General features: G+C 67.2%; 18 protein-coding genes and 3 pseudogenes. 13 read left to right on the forward strand and 8 right to left on the reverse strand.

What is annotated here, in order from left to right:
• Positions 1-243: 243 nt before the first annotated feature.
• The 4 genes and pseudogenes from ACM9NP_RS20180 to ACM9NP_RS20195 form a co-directional block, all read right to left on the reverse strand.
• Positions 244-1,308: pseudogene (locus tag ACM9NP_RS20180) on the reverse strand (aminotransferase-like domain-containing protein); the annotation flags it as partial.
• Between the two features lie 76 nt (positions 1,309-1,384).
• Positions 1,385-1,804 carry a hypothetical protein gene (locus ACM9NP_RS20185; RefSeq protein WP_415648321.1) on the reverse strand — a complete coding sequence of 140 codons (420 nt, stop codon included), beginning with the start codon at positions 1,802-1,804 and terminating at the stop codon, positions 1,385-1,387.
• A 69-nt stretch (positions 1,805-1,873) separates the two neighbouring features.
• Positions 1,874-2,284, reverse strand: coding sequence for a hypothetical protein (locus tag ACM9NP_RS20190; protein ID WP_415648322.1), 411 nt, complete (start codon positions 2,282-2,284; stop codon positions 1,874-1,876).
• A 275-nt stretch (positions 2,285-2,559) separates the two neighbouring features.
• Positions 2,560-3,270, reverse strand: a complete 711-nt coding sequence (locus tag ACM9NP_RS20195; RefSeq protein WP_415648323.1) for a winged helix-turn-helix transcriptional regulator — start codon at positions 3,268-3,270, stop codon at positions 2,560-2,562.
• Between the two features lie 665 nt (positions 3,271-3,935).
• Here ACM9NP_RS20195 and ACM9NP_RS20200 point away from each other — a divergent pair.
• The 4 genes and pseudogenes from ACM9NP_RS20200 to ACM9NP_RS20215 all read left to right on the forward strand — a co-directional run.
• A complete protein-coding gene (locus tag ACM9NP_RS20200) occupies positions 3,936-4,844 on the forward strand; it encodes a hypothetical protein (protein WP_415648324.1) in 909 nt (302 codons plus the stop codon).
• A gap of 169 nt (positions 4,845-5,013) precedes the next feature.
• The gene (locus ACM9NP_RS20205) at positions 5,014-5,754 is read left to right on the forward strand and encodes an LmeA family phospholipid-binding protein (protein ID WP_415648325.1); all 741 of its coding nucleotides are present in this window, start codon (positions 5,014-5,016) and stop codon (positions 5,752-5,754) included.
• Between the two features lie 365 nt (positions 5,755-6,119).
• Positions 6,120-8,042, forward strand: a complete 1,923-nt coding sequence (locus ACM9NP_RS20210) for an N-acetylmuramoyl-L-alanine amidase (RefSeq protein WP_415648326.1) — start codon at positions 6,120-6,122, stop codon at positions 8,040-8,042.
• Positions 8,043-8,214: 172 nt separating this feature from the next.
• A pseudogene (locus tag ACM9NP_RS20215) lies at positions 8,215-8,316 on the forward strand (hydrolase); the annotation flags it as partial.
• Positions 8,317-8,377: 61 nt separating this feature from the next.
• Here the strand turns inward: ACM9NP_RS20215 and ACM9NP_RS20220 are convergent.
• Positions 8,378-9,613, reverse strand: a complete 1,236-nt coding sequence (locus tag ACM9NP_RS20220; protein ID WP_415648327.1) for a serine hydrolase domain-containing protein — start codon at positions 9,611-9,613, stop codon at positions 8,378-8,380.
• Positions 9,614-9,883: 270 nt separating this feature from the next.
• Between ACM9NP_RS20220 and ACM9NP_RS20225 the strand changes: the two are divergent.
• Positions 9,884-10,357, forward strand: a pseudogene (locus tag ACM9NP_RS20225) (alpha-ketoglutarate-dependent dioxygenase AlkB); the annotation flags it as partial.
• Here ACM9NP_RS20225 and corA read toward each other — a convergent pair.
• Both corA and ACM9NP_RS20235 read right to left on the reverse strand, forming a co-directional pair.
• Positions 10,304-11,575 carry a magnesium/cobalt transporter CorA gene (corA, locus tag ACM9NP_RS20230; RefSeq protein ID WP_415648328.1) on the reverse strand — a complete coding sequence of 424 codons (1,272 nt, stop codon included), beginning with the start codon at positions 11,573-11,575 and terminating at the stop codon, positions 10,304-10,306. The pseudogene ACM9NP_RS20225 and the gene corA overlap by 54 nt on opposite strands.
• A 181-nt stretch (positions 11,576-11,756) precedes the next feature.
• Entirely contained in the window at positions 11,757-12,515 is a 759-nt protein-coding gene (locus ACM9NP_RS20235; protein ID WP_415648329.1) for an alpha/beta hydrolase family protein, read from the reverse strand.
• A 326-nt stretch (positions 12,516-12,841) separates the two neighbouring features.
• On the opposite strand from ACM9NP_RS20235, the gene ACM9NP_RS20240 reads away from it, so the two are divergent.
• The 6 genes from ACM9NP_RS20240 to ACM9NP_RS20265 all read left to right on the forward strand — a co-directional run bounded on the left by ACM9NP_RS20240 (position 12,842) and on the right by ACM9NP_RS20265 (position 19,411).
• Positions 12,842-13,252 carry a RelA/SpoT domain-containing protein gene (locus ACM9NP_RS20240; protein WP_415648330.1) on the forward strand — a complete coding sequence of 137 codons (411 nt, stop codon included), beginning with the start codon at positions 12,842-12,844 and terminating at the stop codon, positions 13,250-13,252.
• A gap of 45 nt (positions 13,253-13,297) precedes the next feature.
• A complete protein-coding gene (locus tag ACM9NP_RS20245) occupies positions 13,298-13,585 on the forward strand; it encodes a hypothetical protein (protein WP_415648331.1) in 288 nt (95 codons plus the stop codon).
• A gap of 44 nt (positions 13,586-13,629) precedes the next feature.
• A complete protein-coding gene (locus ACM9NP_RS20250) occupies positions 13,630-14,442 on the forward strand; it encodes an enoyl-CoA hydratase-related protein (RefSeq protein WP_415648332.1) in 813 nt (270 codons plus the stop codon).
• Positions 14,443-14,622: 180 nt separating this feature from the next.
• On the forward strand, positions 14,623-15,255 hold the full coding sequence (locus ACM9NP_RS20255) for a bacterial proteasome activator family protein (protein WP_415648333.1): 633 nt from the start codon (positions 14,623-14,625) through the stop codon (positions 15,253-15,255).
• A 58-nt stretch (positions 15,256-15,313) separates the two neighbouring features.
• The gene (locus tag ACM9NP_RS20260; protein ID WP_415648334.1) at positions 15,314-16,096 is read left to right on the forward strand and encodes a class I SAM-dependent methyltransferase; all 783 of its coding nucleotides are present in this window, start codon (positions 15,314-15,316) and stop codon (positions 16,094-16,096) included.
• A gap of 198 nt (positions 16,097-16,294) precedes the next feature.
• Entirely contained in the window at positions 16,295-19,411 is a 3,117-nt protein-coding gene (locus ACM9NP_RS20265; protein WP_415648335.1) for a protein kinase domain-containing protein, read from the forward strand.
• Between the two features lie 558 nt (positions 19,412-19,969).
• On the opposite strand, the gene ACM9NP_RS20270 is transcribed toward ACM9NP_RS20265, so the two are convergent.
• A complete protein-coding gene (locus ACM9NP_RS20270) occupies positions 19,970-20,434 on the reverse strand; it encodes a cysteine dioxygenase (protein WP_415648336.1) in 465 nt (154 codons plus the stop codon).
• A 393-nt stretch (positions 20,435-20,827) separates the two neighbouring features.
• On the opposite strand from ACM9NP_RS20270, the gene ACM9NP_RS20275 reads away from it, so the two are divergent.
• Positions 20,828-21,790: a C40 family peptidase gene (locus ACM9NP_RS20275; protein ID WP_415648337.1), complete on the forward strand. Its 963-nt coding sequence runs from the start codon at positions 20,828-20,830 to the stop codon at positions 21,788-21,790.
• Positions 21,791-22,307: 517 nt separating this feature from the next.
• Positions 22,308-23,846, forward strand: coding sequence for a S8 family serine peptidase (locus ACM9NP_RS20280; RefSeq protein ID WP_415648338.1), 1,539 nt, complete (start codon positions 22,308-22,310; stop codon positions 23,844-23,846).
• Positions 23,847-24,484: the final 638 nt, after the last annotated feature.

Raw genomic sequence — 24,484 nt, forward strand, 5'->3', positions numbered from 1 at the left:
GTGCGCCACCCGACGCCACATGGGGGGGCGGGGGTAAAGCCTCCGTAGGCGCTAGCCGTACGCGCCTCATGTCTGTGATTCTTATCGGTGTTCGGCGTGGTTGCAAACCCTAGGGTGTGGCGGTTCTCCGCCATGGCGCAACTACGCCAAAGTAGCTTCACCCTCTGCGGCGGAACCGATTACGATCCGTCGCATTTGGTCGCTTACGGGTAACGAAATAGTGTCTATTCGCTTACTGTCGTCGATGGCTGCGGCGAGACGCTGCACCCCTTCGTCTATTCGGTCGGCCGCGACCGCCGAGAAGGCGAGCCGCAACGAGTGCTGTCCGCCTTCGAGGACGAAGTCGCTGCCCTTGACGACCTGAACGCCGCGCTTCTCGGCGGCGGGGGCGAGCCGGGCGACGTCGACGTCCTCACCGAGGTCGACCCACAGGAAGTACCCGCCGTCGGGGACGGTGAACGTCGAGTTCGGCAGGTGCCTGTGCAGCGACGTGGCGAGCGTGTCGGCGCGTTCGTTGAGCGCGGTCTGGACTTTCGCGATCGACGCGGCGAGGGCGCCCGACCGCGCGAACTGGTACACCGTGGCCTGCGCGAGCATGTTCGGCGCGATGTAGGTGTTGGTCGCCATCGTCGTGATGCGCTTGATCAGATCGGTAGGGGCGATGAGGTAGCCGACGCGGACGCCGGGGCAGACCGTCTTGGAGAACGACGACGCGTAGACGACGTTCTCGTCCTGCGACAGCATCGTCGGCAGGCCCTCGCCACGGAAGCGGATGTCGAGGTACGGGTCGTCCTCGAAGATCGTGAAGCCGTGCTCGCGCGACAGTTCGAGGAGGCGGGTCCGCTTGGAGGCCGACAGCGTCACCCCGGCGGGGTTCTGGAAGTTGGGGATGATGTGCGCGAGCGCGGGGACCGTCCCGCCGTCGATGACCTGTTCAAGGTCCTTTATCGAGAGTCCGTCGTCCTCGACGGGGATCGGCACGAGGTTGCCGCGCCGGTTGCGAAGCCCCAGGAGGGTCCGGTCGTAGGTGGGGCGCTCGACGACGACGTTGGTGTCGGGCGTGACGAGTGCGTCGAACAGGAACGCGTCGGCCTGGAGCGAACCGTTGGTGACGATCACGCGGTCGACGTTGACGTCGTGCTTGGCGGCGATCCACTCGCGCAACGGCGGGTAGCCGACCGCGGTCCCGTATCCGGTGACGCGGGCCGGGTCGGTGTCGAAGGCGGCGGAGGCGGCGGCCTTGAGACCGTCGATGTCGACGATGTCGAGGCTCGGCGCACCACGGGAAAACGAAATCAGATCTGCCATGTCATGAATGGTAGAGGTGGCACGATGGACACTCTCCGCGTGATGGGCCCGTCACAATCATCGGGTGGGAGGGGTGTCACGGCAGCTCCTGCCAACGCCGCCACCACGGCCCCGGCGGGGCGAACGGATCGGGAACCGTCCGTGCCTCGATTCGTTCGTCGAGTCGGTTCACCTCGACGCGTAGTTCCCGCGCGGCGCCCTCGGGAAGCCGGTGCAGCGCCCGTTCCAGGATGTCGCGAGGGTGCTCGGTGAAGAGGGCGCAGCAGGGGCAGTCGGTGGCGCCGAGCGAACCGGGGTAGATCGCCGACCTGCCCTTCCGATGGGCGAGCTCGCGCCACATCTCGTACGCGGCCGGGATGTCGGGGTTCCCGGCCAGTCGGCGTCTCAGGCTGTGGATCGCCGCCGTCGTCCTCGGGGACAGCCGACGCAGGCGACGGTGCTTGAAGATGATGACTCGCGGGCTCGCGCGCAACGCGCCTGGGCGTCTACGCGGCATCGGCCTTTCGCCTGCCGCGCGGGCGATGTGGGGACGCGCCGCCGTCGAGGGGCTCGCACGGTGGCCGTTTCATGAAAACTCGTGGCAACGCCGCCACCACGGCCCCGGCGGGGCGAACGGGTCGGGAATGACTCGACGCACGATGCGTTCGTCCATTCCGGCCAGTCGGCGGCCGAAGGTGCGGGCCGCACTGCCCGGGAGCCGTCGGGCCAGGCGATCGAGGACGTCCCTCGGGTGGCCGCCCTGGTGGCAGCACGGGCAGAAGACGTCGAGATGGCGCCAGGTCGGACCGGACCGGGCGGCGAGCCGCGCCCAGGTCTCGTAGGCGTCGTACACCTCGGGTCCGAGCACTGCGGAGTCGTCGATGACGCGCCGGATCGCGGAGTTCACCGCGGACGGAAGTCCGGGGATGTCTCGGCGGCGTCGGGGGTACGCGGTTGCGGGAGCGGCGCGAAGCGCGCCGGGACGCTTACGCGGCATGGGCCTTTCGGTTGTCGCACATGCCGACCATGATGACACGCGCCCGTCGACGGAACAACCGGGAACCCTGCGGACGCCGTGACTCGCCGCGACCCGGGCACGTCCAGAAGACCAGGGGCGCAAGGGAAGGCGGGCGCGTATCCCTCACACCAGACGGCCGACCTGAAACGACAACCAATGGACCAGCACCGACCCGGCGACGCTCGTCATGGGACCACGACGGTGGTGATATCGCGAGCGAGGATCGTCCGCCGAAATCTCTTGCAGCGGAACAACTAGACGGTCAGGCTCGCGTCCTCGGGGAGCGGTTTCGCCGGTGGGGTCACGAACTTGTAGCCGACTTGGCGGACCGTGCCGATGAGGGCCTCGTGTTCGCTGCCGAGCTTGGCGCGCAACCGTCGCACATGGACGTCGACGGTGCGGGTGCCGCCGAAGTAGTCGTAGCCCCAGACCTCCCGCAGGAGCTGGTCCCGGGAGAAGACGCGCCCCGGGTGCTGCGCGAGGAATCGCAGCAACTCGAACTCCTTGTACGTCAGGTCGAGCGGGCGGCCCTTCAGCTTCGCCGCGTACGTGTCCGGGTCGATGAGCAGTTCACCGGCGCGAATGACGGACTGGCCGACGTCGGGTGTGATGTCGGTGCGCCCGATCGCCAACCGCAACCGAGCCTCCACTTCGGCCGGTCCGGCGCCGCTGAGGATGACGTCGTCGACGCCCCAGTCGGGGTGGACGGCGGCGAAACCCGCCTCCGTCACGACGGCGACCAGAGGGACGGAGATGCCGGTGGTCCGCAGGATCCGGCACGTCGAGCGGGCGTCGGCCAAGTCGGTGCGGGCGTCGATCAGGAGCAGATGGCATTGCGGCGCGGTCAGCAGCGACCCGACGTCGGGACGCGTGCAGCGGGCTTCATGCGGCAACAGATCGAGTGACGGGAGCACGGTGCCCGCCGAATCGGGCTCGGCGAGGGTGGTCAGGATGACGATGTCCACGTGATTCCTCCGCGGTTACACAAGGGTGTCGACGGACCCGGCTGCATCGGCGGGCGGTGGAATGCCAGCCATAGTATCGCAAGCCCTCGCGTCGACATCGAGTGATCGCACCCGCACCGGTGCCCCACGTGAATTATCGCCCGAGTTCGGCGGCCCGCCATGGGTTTTCGCGGACGCCGTCGTCCACCGTCGGACGGTCGCGGCGCCGGCCGTCCACCCGTCTCGTATCGCACCGAGCGGAAAGCCAAGGGCCGCAGCGGTTCCCCTGGTACTCACCACCTCGCCACGCCGAAGCGTCCCGTCGATGACCGGCAACGCGGCACGGTGTCGTCGCGACTGACCGTCACGGAGCCGCCGCCGACCACCCCATGCGCGGCGGAGACACGTAATCTGGGCGCGTGACTGACCCGAGCCGCCGACCATCGCGACCACCCTTCTGGTCGCAGCCCCCCGGCGACGACTCCACATCCGAGCTCCCGGCGGTTCCCCCGCGCGGCGAACGCCCCCCGCCCGGACGCGGTTCGCCGTGGGGTCGCCCCGAGGACGAACCACGTCGACACGACGACGCTCCCCGCCCCGTCGGCGGGCGTCCAGGCCCGGTCGTGGGACGGCCCGGCCCCGTCGCCGGTCGAAGCGGCGGAGACACCGGACCGATCGTCCCGCGGATGCAGGCGACGCCCGCCAGGGGAATCCCCATGCCCCCGATCGACGGGGAGGTCTCCACCCACGGCGACGACCCGACGATGCCGCCACCGACACCGCGTCGGTGGACCGCAGCCTTCGCCATCGCGATCGCCGGAGCGCTCACGGCTGGGCTCGTCCTGTCCGGTGGCCTGGAGCTGCGACTCATCGCCGCGATCGTGCTCGCGATGCAGATCCTCCTGGTCGTCGCGTACGTGCTGCTGCGACGCTCGGTGTCCCGCCCCGCCGCGATCGCGGTCGGGATCGGCGCGTCCATCGCCGCCGACGGGATCGCCGTCTACACTCAACCGTTGCAATTGGACTATCTGGCGTACGTCGTCGCGGCCGTGTTCTTCGCGACGATCGTCGGACAGCTCGCCCGCACGCGCGGACGCCGGGGTCTCACCGACGGCATGGCGACGGGCGTGACCGTCGCCGTCATCGCCGTCGGCATGTCGACCCTGATCGGACTCGTCCGGCACCCCGGCGGGGGCCAGGCACTCGCGATCGGCGCCATCGCGATCGGCACGGCCGTCATGGCCGCGCGGGCCATCGACATCACGATGCCGAACCCGCGCATCAACCGGCAGGTGCCGCGCGGCGCGTTCGGCGTCGTCATCGGCGCGATGGTCGGGACCGCGATGGCGGCGTACGCCGGCGTGCTGCTCGACGGCCTGACGCCGCAGAAGGCCGCGCTCGGCGGGCTCGTCGTCGGTCTCGTCGGCGTGCTCGGTGACCTGGCGGCGGGCTACACGCACGCGGGTCGCCGCATCGCGGGTGACGGCGAGGCACCGTGGCCCCTGCGATACGGCCTCGGTCCCCTGCTGGCCTTCGGCGCGGCCGCCCCGGTGCTGTACCTGCTCGGGGTGTTCTACCTGGTCCGCGCCTTCTGATCCGCCGTTCCCCGACCAGGTTCGCGCGGGCCGACTCCACGCCGCCGACAACCGAACCGACGTCTCCGCGCGTGGCCCGGTACCGCGCGACGGACGCGCGGTCCTCTCATCGCGTTCGCCACCGGCGGCTACCGTGGGAGGAGTTCGAGAGACGAGGAGACCCCCCACTATGGCCACACGTCGACGAAAGAGACTCATCGCGCTTGGGGTGAGCCTTGCCGTGCTGATCGGTCTCGTGGTGATCGCCGACCGAATCGCCGCGGCCGTCGCCGAGGACAAGATCTCCGGTCTGATCGCCGCGAAGGCGTCCGAGAGCGGCATCGAATCACAGCGACCACCCGAAGTGGACATCGGGGGCTTCCCGTTCCTGACGCAGGTCTTCGGCGGCGAGTACGACCAGATCGACATGACGCTGAACAACGTCGGCGCCGACGGCTTCGTCGTCCCGAAGTTGCATGTCACGGCGCACGGCGTGACCGCCGCCCTGTCGGACGTCATGTCCGGAAGCGGCCCGATCGTCGCGGCGACGATGAACGCGCGCGGCGAGATCTCCTACGAGTCGTTGACGACGGAGCTCGAGTCGACGTCCGGCGTCACCGTCACCCCCGAAGGAGACGGGATGCTGTCGGTGAAGGCGACCGTCGACGTCGCCGGGCAGCCGATCCCCGTCGCGGGCACCGCCACCGTCAGCTTCAACGGTCAGTCGCTCGTGATCCAGTCGCAGGGCTTCACCGCCGACGGCATGACACTGCCCCCCGGCGCGCAACCGATCGTCGACGCCTTCGCCGCGTCGTTCAACCGCGACATCCCGATGCCTGCCATGCCGTACGGGTTGGTGCTGGAGGACCTCCGCCTGGAGAAGAACGCGATGGTCGTGACCGCCAGCGCAAAGAACGTCCCCCTCGCCTGACCTCTCTCCTCCCACCACCACCTCATACCCCCCACAGGTACTCTCCGCTTGGTTGGTTAAACGTCCCGCTTGGTTGGTTAAACGTCCCGCTTGGTTGGGCAAATGTTCGAAACAGGCGTGTTTTCGCAATTTGGCCAACCAAGCGGAACTTTTGCCCAACCAAGCGGAACAGGGAGTCTCAGTGGGTGGAATGCCGTCGCCGTTCGCCAGGCGTGAAGGCACGTCGATCATGGCTGTCTTATTGACTGGCGTGTTGAAATGCCGGGATTGACCATTCTCATTCGCGGACGTCACGGCGAACGGGTGCGCGCCGACGCGGCCGCATCGCGCACGGGCGTCCACCTCAGACTGATTGAGGAGTCTAGATGGGTTCCCTCTCTAGTAGACGGACGCTGGCACTCGCCGCGGCCGTCGTGTTCTCGGCGGGCGTTGCCGCCGCAGGAGGCGTCGTCCCGGCCGGGGCCGCCGCCCCCAGCGACCGCCAGGGCGAGTTCGCCGCCGCCGCCGACGAGTTCAACGTGCCCGAAGAACTCCTGCTCGCCGTGTCGTACCTGCAATCGCGGTGGGAGGACCACAACGGCGAGTACAGCACGAGCGGCGGCTTCGGCCCGATGCACTTGACCGACGTGGACTACACCCGCGCGCAGGGCGACGAGAACCACCACACCGGCGACGACGCTCGCGGAGACGAGCGCCGCCCCATGACCGCCCCCGAGGTGCTGTCCGCCCCGAGCGCGACGCCCCAGGCGGCCGAGAGCCTTCAGACGATCGACACCGCCGCGGCCCTCATCGACGTCGACGCCGACATCCTGCGCGCCGACCCCGCCCAGAACATTCGGGGCGGCGCGGCGCTCCTCGCGCTCTACCAGTCCGAGTTCGGCGCCCTGTCCGACGACGCCGGCGACTGGTACGGCGCGGTCGCCCGCTACTCGCAGGCCACCGACGAGGTCACCGCCGCCGCGTACGCCGACGAGGTGTACGACGTGCTCAGCACGGGCGCGACGATGACGACCGACGACGGCGTCGTCACGCTGGCCCCGTCGACCGTCGAGGTCGACACGTCCATGGTGGATGCCGACACATCGGACCGGGTGCGCACGGACTGCCCGCGGCGCCTCGGTTGCGAATGGATCCCGGCCCCGTACGAGCAGTACGGCGAGGGCCCGGGCGACTACGGCAACCACGACCAGGGCAACCGTCCGGATGACATGAAGATCGAGTACATCATCATCCACGACACCGAAGGGTCCTATGAGGGCACTTTGGCGATGGTCCAGGACCCGACGTACGTGAGCTGGCAGTACACGCTGCGCTCCGCCGACGGTCACATCGCTCAGCACATCCGCCCCGAGGACGTCGCCTGGCACGCGGGCAACTGGTCGGTCAACTCGCACTCGATCGGCCTGGAGCACGAGGGCTACGCGGCCGACGGCTCCTGGTACACCGAGGCGATGTACCGCTCGTCGGCGAAGCTGGTCCGTTACCTGACCGACCGCTTCGACATCCCGCGCGACCGCGCCCACATCCTCGGCCACGACAACGTTCCCGGCACGACGACGGCGAACATTCGCGGCATGCACTGGGACACCGGTCCGTACTTCGACTGGGCTCACTACTTCGATCTTCTCGACGCCCCGCTGAAGCCCGCTCGCGGAAAGACGCAGCTCGTCACTGTCGCTCCCGACTTCGAGACGAACCGCCCGGTCATGATCGGCTGCAACACGGCCGCCCCGACCGAGCCGTGCCCGTCCCGCCCGTCGTCGACGGTGTTCCTCTACAGTGAGCCGTCGTTCGACGCCCCGCTGCTCAACGACATCGGCATCGACGCGAGCGGCGCGCCCGGAACGATCCGGGTCAACGACCTGAGCTCGCGCGCCGGCACCGGTGAGAAGTTCGCCGTCGCCGACCGTCAGGGCGACTGGACGGCGGTCTGGTACCTCGGCCAGAAGGGTTGGATCCACAACCCGGCCGACAACCCGACCCTGATCCCGGCGAAGGGCAAGGCGATCACGCCGAAGCGGGACGACATCCCCGTCTACGGTGTGGCCTACCCCGAGGAGGCCGCTTACGAGGGCACCGGCATCGATCCGGTCATCCCGGGCGTGCTCCCGTACAAGTTGAAGGAGGGTCAGAAGTACTCCGTCGCGGACCGCTTCGACTCGCAGTACTTCTGGGCCAAGACCCTGGAGGGACCGAACGTCGTCGTCAACGGCGACCGCGAGTACTACCAGATCCAGCTCGGAAACCGGGTCATGTACGTCAACGTCGAAGACGTGCGACTGGTGTAGGACGAGAGTCCACATCGGTTCACCCATAGAGTTCTCGGCCGCGCCGGTCGTCCCATCCCGGGACGGCCGGCGCGACGCTGAACGGCCTCCCGCTCACGGTCGGCGACCCCGACGACGGAGGCCACCGCGCTCGCGCGGCGACGAAACCGTTCACCATCACGCTCGGGACGGAACCAGTACCGGATCGGTTCCCGGAGTGGGAGCGCCGTGCGACGTCAACGTGTGGAACGGCAGCCGCGACCGCCTGATCGCGCTCGCCAACAACACGCCGTGACCTGACACGACGGAAGGGGCGGCACACCTGTTGGCGTGCCGCCCCTTCCGCATCACAATGATCACATCGGACGGTCGGTGAACATCCGGTCGATGTCGGCGACCGTCGGAAGCGTCGCGGTGCGGGCGACCGCCGGAGCGCTCACGTCGATCGAGCACAACCCGGCGATCAGGGTCCGCACGGCGGCCTGCTGGAGTTCATCCGTCGGAGCGAGCTGCAGGTCGGCCGCGTACGTCAGGGTCACCTGGCGCTGTCCGTCCACCGAGTGGAAGGAGAGCGTGCTGTAGCCGAGGCCGCCCCCGGTGTGGCCATATGCCCGCCCGTCGGGCATTCCGGGGCAGACGAGGTCCAGGCTCTCGGTGCCGAGACCGTAGTAGCCGCCGGACTGCGCGCTCGGCGTCATCGCCTGTTCGGCGAGCTCGGGCGGCAGCAGGGTGCCGTCGTACATGGCGCGGAAGAAGCGGTTGACGTCGCGTGGGTTGCCCGCCATCCCACCGGCCGCCCACATCTGGCTCGGAGACAGACCGGAGGTGTCGATGCGCGGGTCGTCGGGCTCACCCGTGGCGAAGTAGCCGCTGGGAGCGGGCCACACCAGGAACGGCAACCACTTCGTGAAGTAGGACGAGTCCATGTCGGCGGGCTTGACGACCCGCTTCGTGACGAGTGATTCGAGGCTGGAACCGGTGGCCTTCTCCAGGATCAGGCCGACGATGTAGTAGTTCGTGTTGGAGTAGCCCCACGAGCTGCCCGGCGCAAACCACAATGGATTCGCGGTGGCGGCCTCGATGAGTTCCTCTGGCGCGTAATGGTCGTACCGGTTGGTGCGGACGTCGTCGGCGGACAGCTCGTACAGCGACGGATAGATCGCGCCGAAGTAGTCCGGGATTCCGGAGGTGTGACCGAGCAACTGGTCCACAGTGAAGTCCTGCTCGTACGGCAGCAGTCCGGGCAGGTGTTCCTCGACGGTGTCGTCGAGGGACAAGGTCCCCTCGTCGACGAGCTGCAGGACGACGGTCGTCACCATGCTCTTCGTGAGGGACGCGAGGCGAACGCGATCCGTTGGCCGCGTGTCGGTGCCGGTCCAGGGGTCGCGGTCGCCACGGGCGTCGGTCCACACCTCGTCGCCGTCGCGGACCTCGATGAGGACGGACGCGTCGACGGCGTCGTACAGTTCATCCAGAGTGGATTCCATGAGGGCGGGGTCGATGTCGGGGCCGTCGGTGTCGGCCGCGGCGGCCGATGGAAGGCCGAACGCGCCCACCAAGAGTGCGGTCGAGAGCAACAGTCCTTTTCGCATGCCGCAACGGTATGAGCGGGTTCGGCCCGCCACCTCCTCCTCGTTTCGGAACCCGACTCCTCCTTCGGGAGGACGCCGTCGTCCTACCGGCTCGACGTTCCTCCAGGTACGACAGGAAAGACGGCACCCAATGGCCCTTCAACCGAGACGCGACCCTCCTTCGGCTTGGTGGGGCGGCGTACGCGACCGCAAGACGAACCACCAACAGGAGGAGAGACGCACCAAGCCGGGAAAGCCATCGACGTCATAGGCACCGCATACGGTGATGCCATGAAGGTTCCGGGTCTGTCCTATGTATCTGAATGGTTGACGGCCGAGGAGTGCGACGCGCTCGTCGCCCACGCCGACGCGGCCGAGTGGGAGCGCACCCTGCGACGGCGAGTGCAGCACTATGGACATCGATACGACTACGTCCGCCGCACGGTCAGTCCCGTTCCGGCGCCGCCGATCCCGGACTGGATCGCCCCACTCGTGCGCCGCCTCGCGGACGAGAGCCGCATGGCCGAGCCGAATCAGGTGATCGTCAACGAGTACCAACCCGGCCAGGGCATCAGCGCGCATGTCGATTGTGTACCGTGTTTCGGCCCGGTGGTCGCGACGGTCAGTCTCGGGTCCGCCTGCGAAATGGACTTCACCCACGCCGAGGATGGACGTCGGGCGGCCGTCCCGCTCGCCGTCGGCAGCCTCTGCCTACTGGCCGGGGACGCTCGGCACCTGTGGGAGCACGGCATCGCGCCTCGACGCAGCGACCCGGGTCCGGCCGGGCGTGTTCCGCGCTCGCGACGGGTGTCGTTGACGTTCCGAACGATCCCACCCGCGAGGGACGGACGGTAACAACCAGCCCTTGCGTTTGAAGACACAGTAGAGCGCCACGCAGGTCACGGCCATCATGCCGAGCGCCATCGGGTAGCCGAACCGCCAATGCTGTTCGGGCATGATGTCGAAGTTCATCCCGTAGACGGTGCCGATCAGGGTGGGCGCGAACAGGATCGCCGCCCAGGAGGAGATCTTCTTCAGTTCCTCGTTCTGCTGGTAGCTGGCCTCGGTGAGCACCTTCATGTCGGCGTTCTGCTGCTGTGCGACCAGTGTCGCGTTGACGGTGAGCATGTCGGCGAGCGCCTGTTTGAAACCGTCGACGTGTTCCATGACGGTCGCGGCGTGGTCGGCGACGTCACGAAGGTATCGGCGCAGTTCCGGGTCGATGTCGTACTTGTCGAAGCCCGCCATCAGGGCGCGCAGCATTGGTGCGAGCGGCCGAACGGCTCTCTGGAACTGCACGACCTCACGCGACAGTTCGTAGATGCGTCGGGACACGGCCGGGTCGCCGCCGAAGACCTCGGTCTCGATCTCGTCGATGTCGTTGCGTAGGCCCGCGACGACGGGGGCGTAGCCGTCGACGATGGCGTCGAAGATGCCGTACAGGACGGCCTCGTGCCCGAGCGCGAGCAGGGTCGGTTCGGCCTCCATGCGGCGGCGGACGGCGGACAGGTCGGGGGCGTCGCCGTGTCGGACGGTGAGGACGAAGCCGGGGCCGACGAAGATGTGCAGCTCGCTGAACTCGACGGTCTCCGTGGCGTCGCGGTAGTTGGCGGCGCGCAGCACGACGAACAGGGTGTCGCCGTAGCGTTCGAGCTTCGCGCGCTGGTGTGCTTCCAGGGCGTCCTCGAGGGCGAGTTCGTGAAGGTCGAACTCGCCCGCCAGCGACGTCAGTTCGGCGGCGGATGGTTTGCGCAGGCCGATCCACGCCATCGTCGACGGGTCGGCGCGGGCCAGGCGGTACGTCTCGGCGAGAGAGTCCGGTGTGGACACACGATGGCCGTCGCGATACAGCGCCGAGTCGATCAGGCTCGGGGTGGCGCCGACGGGCGACGACTCGGGCAGCGGTTGTGGGCGTGCCGTCGGAACATTACGGACGACGGGCTTGCGGAAGGCGCGGCGTGCGAGCGCGCGGAAGTCGGACATGACGGGTTTCCTTCGGCGATACGGGAAGTCGACAACGAGAAACCGCTGGGGTCGACGTCGGCCGGGAAACGATGAGTTCGGCGGCGGCTAGATGCCCAGCGGCCACGGACTCGGAGGTTCGCTCGTGTAGGTCACGGTAGCGATCACCTCCCGTACTAGAGCGCCCGAATGAACGGACGAATCATACACCTTCGCCGATGGCGGCCCGGTGTTTCGTCACCGTTCGGGCGATGGCGTCGAGAACGGTCGTCCATTGTCGGCTCAACGGATCGATGAGTTCGTAGTGGCCCGTGTCGGACATTTCCACGAGGTCGGCGCCCTTTTCCTTGGCGTAGCGGCGCGACATGTCGACGGGGACCTCGGAGTCGTCGACGCCGTGCACGATGGACACGTTGGGGAGCGCGTCGAGAGCCATCGGGTCGACGGAGGCGTACCGCGTCGACTGTTCGGTCGGCGTCCCGCCGAGCAGGAGCGTCACGGCGTCGCCGCCCACGCCGTCGGTCTCGCAGGCGACGAGGTCGGTGACGGGGGCGAGCGCGACCACGCCGGCGAAGCGGGTGGATGTTGACGCCGCCCACAGCGCGAGGTGCCCGCCCGCGGAGTGCCCCGCGAGGATCAGTGGGACGCGCGGGTCGGTGTCGTGGCGGAGCACGGTGACGGCGCGGCGAACGTCGTCGAAGGTGGACGGCCAGCCGCCGCCTCCGCCGGTGCGGCGGTATTCGACGAGGGCGACGGCGTAACCGTGCTCGACGAGGGCGTTCGCGAGGGGGCGGGCGTGGACGCGATCGTAGGCGTCGCGCCAGAACCCGCCGTGCAGGAAGACGACGACGGCGCCGGGTCGACCCTCCGTTGTGTACAGTTCGATGAGCTGGTTCGGGTCCCCGCCGTACGCCAGCGCTCGGCCCGCGGGCGCGACCCGCTCCAGCACATCCTCACTCATACGGCAGACCCTACCGGCATTCGAGGGTCCCCGAGGTGGCCGACGGGACGCGGTTCGGGGCGCTCAAACCCGATCCGGCTTCGACGATCGGCGTACATAAGATTCATAAAGCGACCAATAGGTCACTTAGAGACTGTCTCGTTCACAAACAGGAATCCCGTGATCATCTCATCGAGTCGGCTGCACCGTCCCCATCCAAGGTCGCCGAGGCATACCAAATCCTGCACTCTTGGAGAAGTCAACACATCACACCCATGGAGGCAACTCGCATGGGGTTGCGCTCTACGGTGCAGTCTCAGCTCAGGTCTGATCCAAATGGACGGGTCATGGCACGAGCCAAACGGCTGCCGTCGATCATCAAGAAGCTCGTGGACTCCCAGACGCGACTCTCCATAATGGCTGACATCGCTGGGTGTCGGGTCGTGCTCGACGGGGGACTCGACGACGTCTACCGACTGAAAGAGAGATTGGCAACCCATCATCGATCCCTCATGTTCAACGCGAGCGACGTATACGACTACAACACTCATCCCCAACCAACCGGCTATCGGGCATTGCATATTCATGCGACACGTGATCAGCACCGAGTCGAAATCCAGTTGCGAACACGGGGACAACACTCCTGGGCAGAACTTGTCGAACGCTGGGATCGAGACACCGGCCAGGACGCCAAGCACGGCAACGCGGATGAGGCTGCACTCCGCAGCCTCAGCGAACTCGCTGCCGAACTTGGCTAGGCTTGACCTCGATCAACGAGATCCACGGCTGTTTGAGGAGGTGTCATGGGAGCTGAAACCTGGTTCCTCGTTATCGCTGACTACACGCGAAATGGCAACACCTCCGTCAACCGTTTCAGCAACGGCGACATCGCGGCAGTTGCGTACGCCAAGGCAGAGGAACGGCATCGGAAAGACACCGATATCGAGGTGCTTCTCGTTGCGACTGACTCCGAAGAGAGCCTGCGCACAAACTACCGGCACATGTTTCAGGCCAAGCGCACCGACACGGTGACGGCACTGGCTCAGCTTCGTAGTTCTATTATGGCGACCCGCATTCCACGCTCCGCATAGTCCTGGGGCGAGCGCCGGGGTCACGCGTCGCCTACCGTGGTGTGATGCGTGAGTTGACCGATGTGCGTTACGAGGTCGCCGACCATACCGCGACCATCACCATTGACCGTCCACATGCGATGAACTCGTTCACGGGGAACACCGTGGACGAGCTCATCTGGGCCTTCAAGTCCGCGTGGGCCGACCCGAGCGTCGGCGCCGTCATCCTCACCGGGGCGGGCGACCGTGCGTTCTGCGCGGGCGGTGACGTCAAGGAGCGCGCCCGCACCGGCGGTTACGGCGAGACCGAGTGGGGGACGTTCGAGATCGAACGCCTGCACCGCATCATCCGCGACATCCCGAAACCCGTCATCGCGGCGGTCAACGGCGCCGCGATCGGCGGCGGGCACGTCCTGCACGTCCTCGCGGACCTGTCGATCGCGTCGTCGACGGCGCGCTTCGGGCAGGCGGGCCCTCGCGTGGGCAGTTTCGACGCGGGCTTCGGCTCGGCGTACCTGGCGCGGGTCATCGGCGAGAAACGCGCGAGGTGGATGTGGTTCCTGTGCGAACAGATCGACGCCGCGACCGCGCTCGGCTGGGGCCTCGTCAACGAGGTGACGGAACCGGGCGAACTGATGGCGACCGCCAGGGAACGCGCCGGGCGGATCAACGCCCTGTCACCGACCGCGCTGCGGTTCCTGAAGCACTCGTTCAACGCCGACACCGATCATCTGTCGGGGCTGTCGCACCTGGCGTTCGACGGGCTGGAGGTCTTCAGCCACAGTGAGGAGGCCGCCGAGGGCGCGACGGCGTTCGCCGAGAAGCGCAGCCCGGACTACGGCCGTTTTCGGGCGGCGCCGAAGCCCGACCAAGGCTGAGGAACCCCTGGACGAACCGCCTCGGCGCGCGAGCCGACCCGCCGAGGCGGACAGTTCGCGTCCACGGTCCGCCCCAGCCGCGCCGCTGAGTAACCGGACAGCCTCTAAGCTCGGAAGAGGCAAGAGGTCGGCCCGTGAACGGGACAACCTCAGGTAAACGACTTTTGGGGACGACGACTCATGACTGACGACCAGACCAAACCCGACCGCGATGACGACGCCGACGACGCCCAACCGGTCGACGACGAGACCGAACGTGAAGGCGAAACCCAGGCGACGGTCCTCGTGATGGGGCCCGACGGCAAGCCCGTCGGCACGATGGAGGTCGACCCCGAGACCGGCGAGTCGGGAGACCCGGCGAAGCTGGTGGAACAGCCGGCGAAGGTGATGCGCGTCGGAAGCATGATCAAGCAGTTGCTGGAGGAGGTGCGCGCCGCGCCGCTCGACAAGGCGGGGCGCAGCCGCCTGAAGGAGATCCACGCGCGGTCGATCGCGGAGCTGGAGGACGGCCTGGCGCCGGAACTGCGCGACGAACTGGAACGGCTGTCGCTGCCGTTCAACGGTGAGGACCCGCCGTCGGAGTCGGAGTTGCGCATCGCGCAGGCCCAGCTCGTCGGCTGGTTGGAGGGTCTCTTCCACGGGATCCAGGCCGCGCTCATGGCGCAGCAGATGGCGGCCCGCATGCAGCTGGAGCAGATGCGTCGAGGCGGCGTGCCCGCGCTGCCGTCGGGTGGGCAGGTCCCGCCCGGTGTGGCTCAACTGCTCGCGGCCAGCGGGGACGACGACGAGCACGGTCCCGGCCAGTACCTGTGAGGACGTACCGGTGTGGGCGGCGATCGCACCGCCGTCCACACCTGGCTAATCTCGTGCCGTGAACCCACGGCGGCCCCACGGCACGATCACCCGTGGCACGACCAATCCGAATCGGCTGCGGCTTCTCGATCGCTGGTGGACGCCGCGCGCGGCCGCCGTGCTCCGCCACGTCCGGAACCCGCTCGCCGTCGACCTCGGTTACGGCGCGACTCCGGTGACGACGATCGAATGGCGACGGCGGCTCGCCCTCATTCGTGACGACGTGACCGTCGTCGGTCTGGAGATCGACCCCGCGCGCGTCGCGCTGGCGCGCGCGAGCGCCGCACCCGGCCTCGAGTTCCATATCGGAGGGTTCGAGCTGGCGGGGTTCCACCCGCACCTGGTCCGCGTCATGAACGTGCTGCGGCAATACGACGAGGCCGCCGTCCCGGACGCGTGGCGGCTGATGCGCGACACGCTCGCCCCGGGCGGCAGCGTCGCCGAGGGAACCTGCGACGAGCTGGGACGTCACGCGTCGTGGGTCCTGCTCGATCGCGTCGGCCCGGTGAGCCTGACCCTCGCCGCCGACCTCGATCACCTCGATACGCCGGACACCCTCGCGGAGCGCCTTCCGAAGGCCCTCATCCATCGAAATGTTCCGGGAGAACCCGTCCACGCGCTCATCGCGGAACTGTCCGGGGCGTGGCGTCGGTTCGCGACGAGCGGCGTCTACGGCGCGCGGGATCGCTGGCGGCGCAGCGTGGACACGGTGGCGGCGGCCGGTTGGCCCGTCGCGGAACCGCCCGCCCGGCGGAGAGACGGGACGTTGACGGTGGCGTGGTCGTCTGTCGCTCCAAGGTAGACGGTCTCAGGGACGTCTTCCGACCGACGGTCCAACCGGAGTCGGCGACTGGGATGGCGTTCCTCCCGCCGTCACGGATTCGATCGTCCCCTAGCGACGGTCACAACGACCTCGTCCCGGCTCGGATCGCGATCGGCTCCGTCTGGCGCTGTAATCGACGTTGACGAATAATGGGTGTCCACAGGGTTGGGAGGGCGGATGGAGGAAACATCCGGTGAGCAAGCGTTGGTGGCGGGTCGATACCGATTGATCGAGGTGATCGGCCGAGGTGGCATGGGCGTGGTGTGGCACGCGCGCGATGAGTTGATCGATCGTGACATCGCGGTGAAGCAGATATACGCCCCTTTTGGACTCGGTGAGCAGGAACGGCTCGTGTACCGGCAACGGGCGCTGGCGGAGGCCCGCAACGCCGGACGCATCAACCATGCCGGTGTCGTGGCGATCCATGACATCGTTCCGGCGCAACGCGATGGAGACGCCGTGTCCCTCGTGATGGAGTTGATCGCGGCGCCCACTCTGGAGGACGCGCTCGCCGCGAATGGTCCACTGTCCCCGGAGCGGGTCCTGACGATCGCGCGCGGTCTGTGGGAGGCTTTGGAGACCGCGCACGCCATGGGAATCGTGCATCGCGACGTCAAGCCCGCGAACATCCACCTGTTGCCCCGCGACATGATCAAGTTGGTCGATTTCGGTATCGCCCACACACTGGACGATCCACGGTTGACGCGCACCGGCACCATGGGCACCGGCCCCTACATGGCCCCGGAACTCTTCGACGGCGAGGCGCCCCACGCGGGCAGCGACTGGTGGTCGCTGGGCGTCACGCTGCGCCATCTCGTCACCGGGAACAACATGTTCGCGCGACACTCACCCGCGTCCACGATGCGCGCGATCGTGGTCGATCCGATCCCGACCGTCGATTGCCCGCCTCCACTGTCCACGATCATCGACGGGCTCCTCACCCGCGACCCGCGCGAGCGTGTCACCGGCGCCGGAATCGGTGAGTTGCTCGCGGCCGGTATGCCACCGCGACCCGGCGACGCCGCGGATGCCAAGGGCGGCACCACGAAATGGCCCACCGGACCGACGCGCCGGCAGCAACCCGACGAAGGCGCGGAGGAACGTCACCTGCGAGCCAAAGGGCGCGGTGAAGCCGGTGACTACGCCGGGGCGATCGAGGAGTTCGCGGACCTGTGGAACGACCTCGAACGACAGTTCGGTCCGGATGACCGCGCCACGCTCACCGCCCGATACGAACTCGCGCGGTTCCGCGGCGAGGCCGGCCACTACTCCACCGCCATCGGCGAACTGGAGGACCTGATCGCCGCCGCGACGCGCGTCTGGGGTCACGATGACGACCTCACCTTCGATGCCCGGCACGAACTGGCGAAATGGCGCGCCGAAGACGGGGACACGTTCACCGCGACGAGCGAACTGCTGGAACTGCGGCAGGACCTGGAGCAGGCCGAAGATCTCAGAATTCTCTGCGTCGGCGTCACCTTGGCTCATCTGGGCGCCCAAACTCTTGACCCGTTCGCGGCGGCCGAGGAGCTGAGGAATCTGGCGGTCCAGTTCACGAAGTTGAGCGGCCCCGAGCACCGGCTCACACTCGACGTGCGGCATAAACAGGCACAGGCGAGCGGCGAATTCAACGAAGCCGCCATCGTGATTCCCGAGCTGGAACGACTGAGGGAGGACTTCGCGCGGGTCTTCGGTTTCGTCCACCCCGCGACCCTCGACGTCCGGCACGATCTGGCGCGACTGCGCCGCGAGGACGAAACCGCGATCGACGAACTCTCCCAAGTGCTCAGGGACAGCGAGTGCGTGCTGGGCGCCGAACATCCGAAAACACTCCGGACTCGAAGAGCGTTGGCTGATCGGCGTGGCAAGTCCGGCGATATCGGCGCGGCACGCGAGGAGCTCGAACGAATCCGGCACTCGCAGGAACGATTGCTGGGCGCCGAACATCCCGAGGTCTTCGAGACCCGCACGCGCCTGGCGGCGTGGCGCGGGGAGGCCGACGGACCGGAAACGGCCGTCAGCGAGCTCGAACCCCTGATCGCAGAGACTGTGAGCGCGCTCGGGTCCGGCCATCCGAGTGTCTTCGGCATCCGGATGGAGCTGGCGACGTGGCGCGGCAAGGCCGAGGGGCCGACAGCCGAACTCGCCACGTACGAACAGACATGGCGCGCCACCGAAGCGGCCCTGGGGCCGGATCACACCTCCACGCTCATCGCCCGCGGCATGCTGTTGTTCTCTCGCATCACCCTGGACACGATCAGCGACGCCGACGAGTTCGAACGGTCCCTGTCGGACCTGGAAGACGCGCTCGGCCGCGATCACTTCATGGCCATCCTATGTAGAGGTACATGGGCGATCAACTCGGTCATGAAGGCCGACGATCCGATCGCGGAATCCGCCAGACTCGAACCACTGCTGCCCGATCAGATACGGGTGCTCGGTGCCACCAACGCCCTCACGCTCACCGCCCGACGCACGCTCGCGTGGCGGCACGGGAATTTGGGCGACCCGGCCACAGCGGTCGCAGAACTGGCGCGCCTGCGAGACGACCAGGAGTACGTCCTGGGCACCGATCACCCCGACACCCTCGCCACTCGTCGGGATCTGGCGCAATGGCGCGGTGCGGAATCCGGACCACAGGCCGCGATCGCCGACCTCGAAGCGCTGCTGCCGGACCTGGAGCGCGTATTGGGCCCCGATCACTCCGACACCCTGGCCACCCGTCAAGATCTGGAGCGCTGGCGCGGCGACAAATCCCAGCAGCAGTCAGACAAAGCAGAGGCCATTGACATTGACACAATGGTTAACCTCGGGTCCATGGCTCAAAAACAAGGCGACCTCGACGAAGCGGAAAAGTGGTTCCGCAAGGCCGCGGAAGCCGGGCACACCGGCGCGATGGTTGATCTCGGGCTCTTGGTGTGGGAGCGGGATATCGATAGCGCGGAAGGGTGGTTTCGCAAGGCCGCCGACGCCGGCGAGAAATGGGCGATGTTCAACCTGGGGATCCTGTTGCGGGATCGCGGCGACCTCGACGACGCGGAGGAGTGGTACCGCAAGGCCGCCGACGCCGGGCACACCGGCGCGATGCACAATCTGGGACTCCTGTTGCGGGATCGCGGCGACCTCGACGACGCGGAAGAGTGGCTGCGTAGGGCCTCGGACGCCGGTAACACCGGTGCGATGCAAAGCCTGGGACGTTTGTTGCGGGATCGCGGCAACAACGGTTCGTTACCGTTCGGCGTATCTGGCCCGACGTATTCGAGTTCCTCGCGGCCTCGCATGGACCGGCGATAGTGCCAAACGCAGCGGTGGACGTCCTGCCTCGTTTGTCGACGCGGGTGGGGTGTCGTGACCTGTGGTGCGACCAGTCGATGAGACACGGAGTAGGGCGTCGGCATAGGCCAGTTGATCCGACGGTGGCACCGATTGGGGCTTGCTGGGGATGTTCAGGATTCGGTGGGGTGTGGACGATGGTGGGGTGAGTCAACGCGGTTTGTACGGTTCGATGTTCTTGCTGGCGGCGGGAATCAGCGTGTTCTGTGTGGCGGGGTGGGCACGAACAAGGCCAATGAGCTGTCGGGCATCGGGTCGTTCGTGTTGGCCGCGATCACCGCTGTGCCGGCGATCATCAAGTGGAGGCAGGCAGGGCCATGATCGCTGCGCCCCGGATGAGATGGGACAGGCTGCCGATCATTCCTCCGGCGCGACGATGCAGGTAGACGAGATGGATTGCCGCCCATGGAGGCGGTCAGAGTCCCTCGTGCGCCTCGCCCATACGGAATCGTTGGCGGACAGCATATTCGCGTCACCGGCACCAACGAACGAACGGGTTTCAGAGCCGTTCGGACGACCTCACCAATCGTCTCCGGCGCGGGTGATCGAGGCCAGCCACAGCCCCGTCTCGTCGAACAGGTAACTGCGCATCATGGACAGTCGTGGCGCGTAGGCGTGCACGCTGACGGCGGGAACGTTGCCCCGGTTGATGACCGCGTGGATGTCGCGGATCCCGACGGTCGTCGTCTGCCCGGCACGGAAGGTCCGGCGGTCCAGGGTCGGGAACTCCCCCGGGGCGACCGTGAACTCGGTCAACGCCCCGGAGACGACGGTGAAGGCGGCGGGAACGGGCGTGCGCCGGCCGCCGTGGTCGTGCAGGCCGGTGCCTTGACCTGGCAGCCAGCACAGCATCCACAGCTCGACGCCGTCGACGGTGCCGAGGAGCCGCGCCGTCCGACCCGATCGGCGGAAACGCGGCGGGTACGGCAGCTCGGACGCCATTCGCTGCGTCACAGTGGACAAATCTGCGGTGGTGAGACTCATGGTGAGGACCTTTGCGAGAACGTCGTGACCAGAAGAGGAGGCGCGAATACGACGCGTCGCGAAGGACGGGACGAACGGATCGATGTCGCGCAGGCTTGAGTTGTCGCTGTACTAACAACAGCGACAGCGCGGGCGCGTTTCGAATCGATCGTTCATGACGAGGCGATCGTACCGAATGACGCGACGGAACGACCTCGAGTCACACAGTTTGTCCGTCATGTCGTGGCGGATGGTGACGAGACTGGATCCGTCGGGCAGTGGTCTGGTTGCGGTGGCCGAGATGCGCTAACCTCGCCGATGGTCGCCCGTGCGCCCCCATCGAGGCACTCCCCCAGAGTTCGCCTCCGGCACGGCAGGACCCGACCCCTGGGCCACAACAAAGGAGCGTCGCTCGTGACCGTACGTCGATCCGGTCTAGGCCGCGTGTTGATCGTGGCGTTGACCGGTGTCATCGCATTCTCGTGGGCAGCCGCGCCGGCGGCGGCTGACCCGGATGACGAGATTGGGAAGATCGAAGAAGAGATCGAAAAGGAGGCCGACGAGCTCGAGGGCATCGTCGAGGACTACAACGCGATCAGCGAAGACCTCGCCAAGACGAAATCCAAGATCAAGAAGCTGGAAAAGAAGCTCGCGCCGTACGAAGAGGAACTGGACGAGCTGTACGACTCGACCGAGGGGCTCGCCACCGCCGCCTACAAGCAGCAGGGCCTCAGCGAGATGTCGGCGTTCCTCAACGCCGGCACGCCCGAGCGCTTCGTCGACCGCATAACGCTCCTCGACGGCGTGTCCGCGTCGACGGCGGAGATCATCGGCAAGATCGTCGACAAGAAGGCCAAGTACGACGAGGACTTGGCGGTCCTCGAGGACCTGCGCGTCGACCTGGCGGAGAGCGAAGAGCTCCTGCAGGAGAAGAAGGACACGATCACCGAAGGCATCGAAGGGCTCCAGAAGGACCGCAAGGACGCCTTCGGACCGGATGCCGGTTACGTCCCCGACTACATTCCGGGCGACCGCGGGAAGATCGTGTCGCAGGCGATGGCGCAGCGCGGCAAGCCGTACGTCTGGGCCGCGTCCGGGCCGGGCGGATACGACTGCTCGGGTCTGATCCTCGACGCGTATCGCCAGCTGGGCATCAACCTGCCGCACAACGCTGCGGCGCAGTACAACATGAGCATGCACATCAGCCGCGACCAACTCCAGCCCGGCGACGCGGTGTTCTACAACGGCCTGCAACACGTCGCCATGTACATCGGCGACGGGTACGTCGTTCACGCCCCGACCTTCGGTGACGTCGTCAAGGTCGAACCACTCGATCAGGCGGCGACCCCGTATTACGGCGCCGGCAGATTCATTTGACGTGAGAACGACGGTTCGACCGAGGCGGCCCCGCGATGACGGGGCCGCCTCTCTTTTCGCCCCGGGGACGAACCACGCTGGACCACAGTGGCGTATCGATTGTGGATTCCATCGTGGATGTGTTGATTTCCGAGGTACGACGGGCGCGGAGGTTACCGGCGGGTCGGCGACACGCCCGTAGGCAATCGCAAGGTGTGCGACGGTGCATCCACCTCGTCTGATCAGCTGAATTCTCGGTGAGCGATACGGCCCATTTTGGGCATTTACGACTCCGAAATCCCCTGTGCCCCAATAGTTTCGTTCAGTGAACTCGACGTAACGAACTTTAGACACATATAAGAAAGTGAGGCATGTACATATCTTTACAAGCAATCTAACTCCTCTTAAGCTTCGTTCAGGCTCGTGCCCGCGAGCCGCGCCCCATCCGCGAGGAGGGGCGAACCGGTGGCCCAGACCGGTACTGCCCTCAAAAGCCGTACCCGAACGGTCACCCTCACCCGACCAGGGAGAGGACTACATGTCAACGAAGAGGATCGCGGCAGCGATCGGTGTAGCGGCAGCCGCCGCCCTCACCGCTGCCACGCTTGGAAGCACCCCGGCACACGCCGAGGGCGTTGTCTTGGGTGTTGAGAACCCCAACGCCATCGACGGCAAGTACATCGTCGCCCTCAACGACGGACTGTCGACGGCTTCGGCCACCGACCTGTTCGCCGACTACGACGCGACCATCACGGACACGTTCCGCTCGATCGACGGCTTCGCGGTGGACATGTCCGCCGCCGACGCCAAGGCGCTCGCGGCCAACCCGGCCATCGAGTACGTCGAGCAGGACGCCGAGGTCACGATCGCCGGCACGCAGACCGGCGCGACCTGGGGCCTGGACCGTATCGACCAGACCCCGACCGCGGGCGACGGTTCTTACACCTACCCGGACTCCGCCGGTTCCGGCGTCACCGCCTACATCATCGACACCGGTGCCGACCTGGACCACCCCGACTTCGGTGGTCGCATGACCAGTGGCCGCGACACTGTCGACAACGACAATGACGCGAGCGACTGCCAGGGCCACGGCACCCACGTCGCCGGCACCATCGGTGGCGACGAGTGGGGCGTCGCGAAGAGCGTCGACATGGTCGCCGTTCGCGTCCTGAACTGCTCCGGCTCGGGCACCTACGCCGGCGTCATCGCCGGTATCGACTGGGTGACCCAGAACGCGCAGCTCCCGGCTGTCGCGAACATGAGCCTCGGCGGCGGCTTCGACCAGTCCGTCAACGACGCCGTCACGGCTTCGGTCGCGTCGGGCGTCACCTACGCGCTGGCCGCCGGTAACGACTCCGGTGCCAACGCCTGCAACGGCTCCCCCGGCTCCACCCCGACCGCGCTGACCGTCGGTGCCACCGACTCCAGCGACAACCGGGCGAGCTTCTCCAACATCGGACCGTGTGTCGACATCTTCGCTCCGGGCGTGTCCATCACCTCGGCGTGGCTGAACGGCGGCACCAACACGATCTCCGGTACCTCGATGGCGACCCCGCACGTCGCGGGCGCCGCTGCGCTGCACCTGGGTGAGAACCCCTCGGCCACCCCGGCTCAGGTCGGCACCGCGCTGACCGGCAACGCCCTCTCGGGCGTCGTCGGCAACCCGGGAACGGGCAGCCCGAACCTGCTGCTGAACATCGAATACCTGAACGATGGCGGCGGCCCCGTCGACCCGCCGGGCGACTGCGAAGCGGCTTCGACCTCTTCCCAGGCGATCGCGGACCGCGCCACGGTCAACTCCCCGCTGGCCGTGGCCTGCGAGGGCAACGCCAGCACGGTCTCGGTGAAGGTGGCCATCACCCACACCTACCGTGGTGACCTCAAGATCGAGCTCGTCTCCCCGGGCGGCACGGTCTACCTGCTCAAGAGCGCCAACATCAGTGACGGTGCCGACAACGTCAACGCGACCTACACGGTGAACGCCTCCGGCGCCGCCGCGGGTAACTGGACGCTGCGGGTCACCGACATGTACTCCGGTGACACCGGCACGCTCAACAGCTGGGAAATCGCTGTCTAACAGCCTGACGGTCACCTGATCGCTCAGAACGACCCCGATCGGTTCACTCCGATCGGGGTCTTTTCATGCCCCCACAACGAAGACGCGGTGGACTGCCTCGCCCAGCGCCACCCCATTCGGCCTTGTGAGAACGAGTGCCGCCTTCTGTTGACCACCAACGATTCCCCCGCGAACACCGGACGCCCGAGAGCCACGGCTTGGCGGACACCCCGCGACCGCAACACATGCCGTCTGTCGGGTAACCCGAGACGTACGGCTTGGTGGGGCGACGTACGCGACCGCAACACGAACCACCCAACAGGAAGAAAGACCCACCAAGCCGCAGAACACGACCACCCGCCAAACCGCAAGCCCCCACACTCGACCGAACCCTCCGGTCGATCAGTGGCCCGGTCCCACGGCTTGGTGGGTCTCCGCCCCGACACCGCAGAACGGTTTCGCCACGCAACCCGCCCCACCAAGCCGAAGAATGGCCCGGCAAGGCGACCACCACCTCGACGTCAACGAGTGCCCTCCGAGCACGCCTTCTGTTGGCCACCAACGATTCCCCCGCGAACACCGGACGCCCGAGAGCCACGGCTTGGCGGACACCCCGCGACCGCAACACATGCCGTCTGTCGGGTAACCCGAGACNNNTA

The organism is Stackebrandtia soli (genome assembly GCF_965137155.1).
In the GTDB taxonomy this organism is placed as follows: domain Bacteria; phylum Actinomycetota; class Actinomycetes; order Mycobacteriales; family Micromonosporaceae; genus Stackebrandtia; species Stackebrandtia soli.

Coding starts and splice junctions, on each gene's coding strand:
- ACM9NP_RS20185 (WP_415648321.1), bottom strand. CDS start 1,804: ATGCCGCGTAGACGCCCAGGCGCGTTGCGCGCGAGCCCGCGAGTCATC.
- ACM9NP_RS20190 (WP_415648322.1), bottom strand. CDS start 2,284: ATGCCGCGTAAGCGTCCCGGCGCGCTTCGCGCCGCTCCCGCAACCGCG.
- ACM9NP_RS20200 (WP_415648324.1), top strand. CDS start 3,936: ATGCAGGCGACGCCCGCCAGGGGAATCCCCATGCCCCCGATCGACGGG.
- ACM9NP_RS20205 (WP_415648325.1), top strand. CDS start 5,014: ATGGCCACACGTCGACGAAAGAGACTCATCGCGCTTGGGGTGAGCCTT.
- ACM9NP_RS20210 (WP_415648326.1), top strand. CDS start 6,120: ATGGGTTCCCTCTCTAGTAGACGGACGCTGGCACTCGCCGCGGCCGTC.
- ACM9NP_RS20220 (WP_415648327.1), bottom strand. CDS start 9,613: ATGCGAAAAGGACTGTTGCTCTCGACCGCACTCTTGGTGGGCGCGTTC.
- corA (WP_415648328.1), bottom strand. CDS start 11,575: ATGTCCGACTTCCGCGCGCTCGCACGCCGCGCCTTCCGCAAGCCCGTC.
- ACM9NP_RS20235 (WP_415648329.1), bottom strand. CDS start 12,515: ATGAGTGAGGATGTGCTGGAGCGGGTCGCGCCCGCGGGCCGAGCGCTG.
- ACM9NP_RS20240 (WP_415648330.1), top strand. CDS start 12,842: ATGGCACGAGCCAAACGGCTGCCGTCGATCATCAAGAAGCTCGTGGAC.
- ACM9NP_RS20245 (WP_415648331.1), top strand. CDS start 13,298: ATGGGAGCTGAAACCTGGTTCCTCGTTATCGCTGACTACACGCGAAAT.
- ACM9NP_RS20250 (WP_415648332.1), top strand. CDS start 13,630: ATGCGTGAGTTGACCGATGTGCGTTACGAGGTCGCCGACCATACCGCG.
- ACM9NP_RS20255 (WP_415648333.1), top strand. CDS start 14,623: ATGACTGACGACCAGACCAAACCCGACCGCGATGACGACGCCGACGAC.
- ACM9NP_RS20265 (WP_415648335.1), top strand. CDS start 16,295: ATGGAGGAAACATCCGGTGAGCAAGCGTTGGTGGCGGGTCGATACCGA.
- ACM9NP_RS20270 (WP_415648336.1), bottom strand. CDS start 20,434: ATGAGTCTCACCACCGCAGATTTGTCCACTGTGACGCAGCGAATGGCG.
- ACM9NP_RS20280 (WP_415648338.1), top strand. CDS start 22,308: ATGTCAACGAAGAGGATCGCGGCAGCGATCGGTGTAGCGGCAGCCGCC.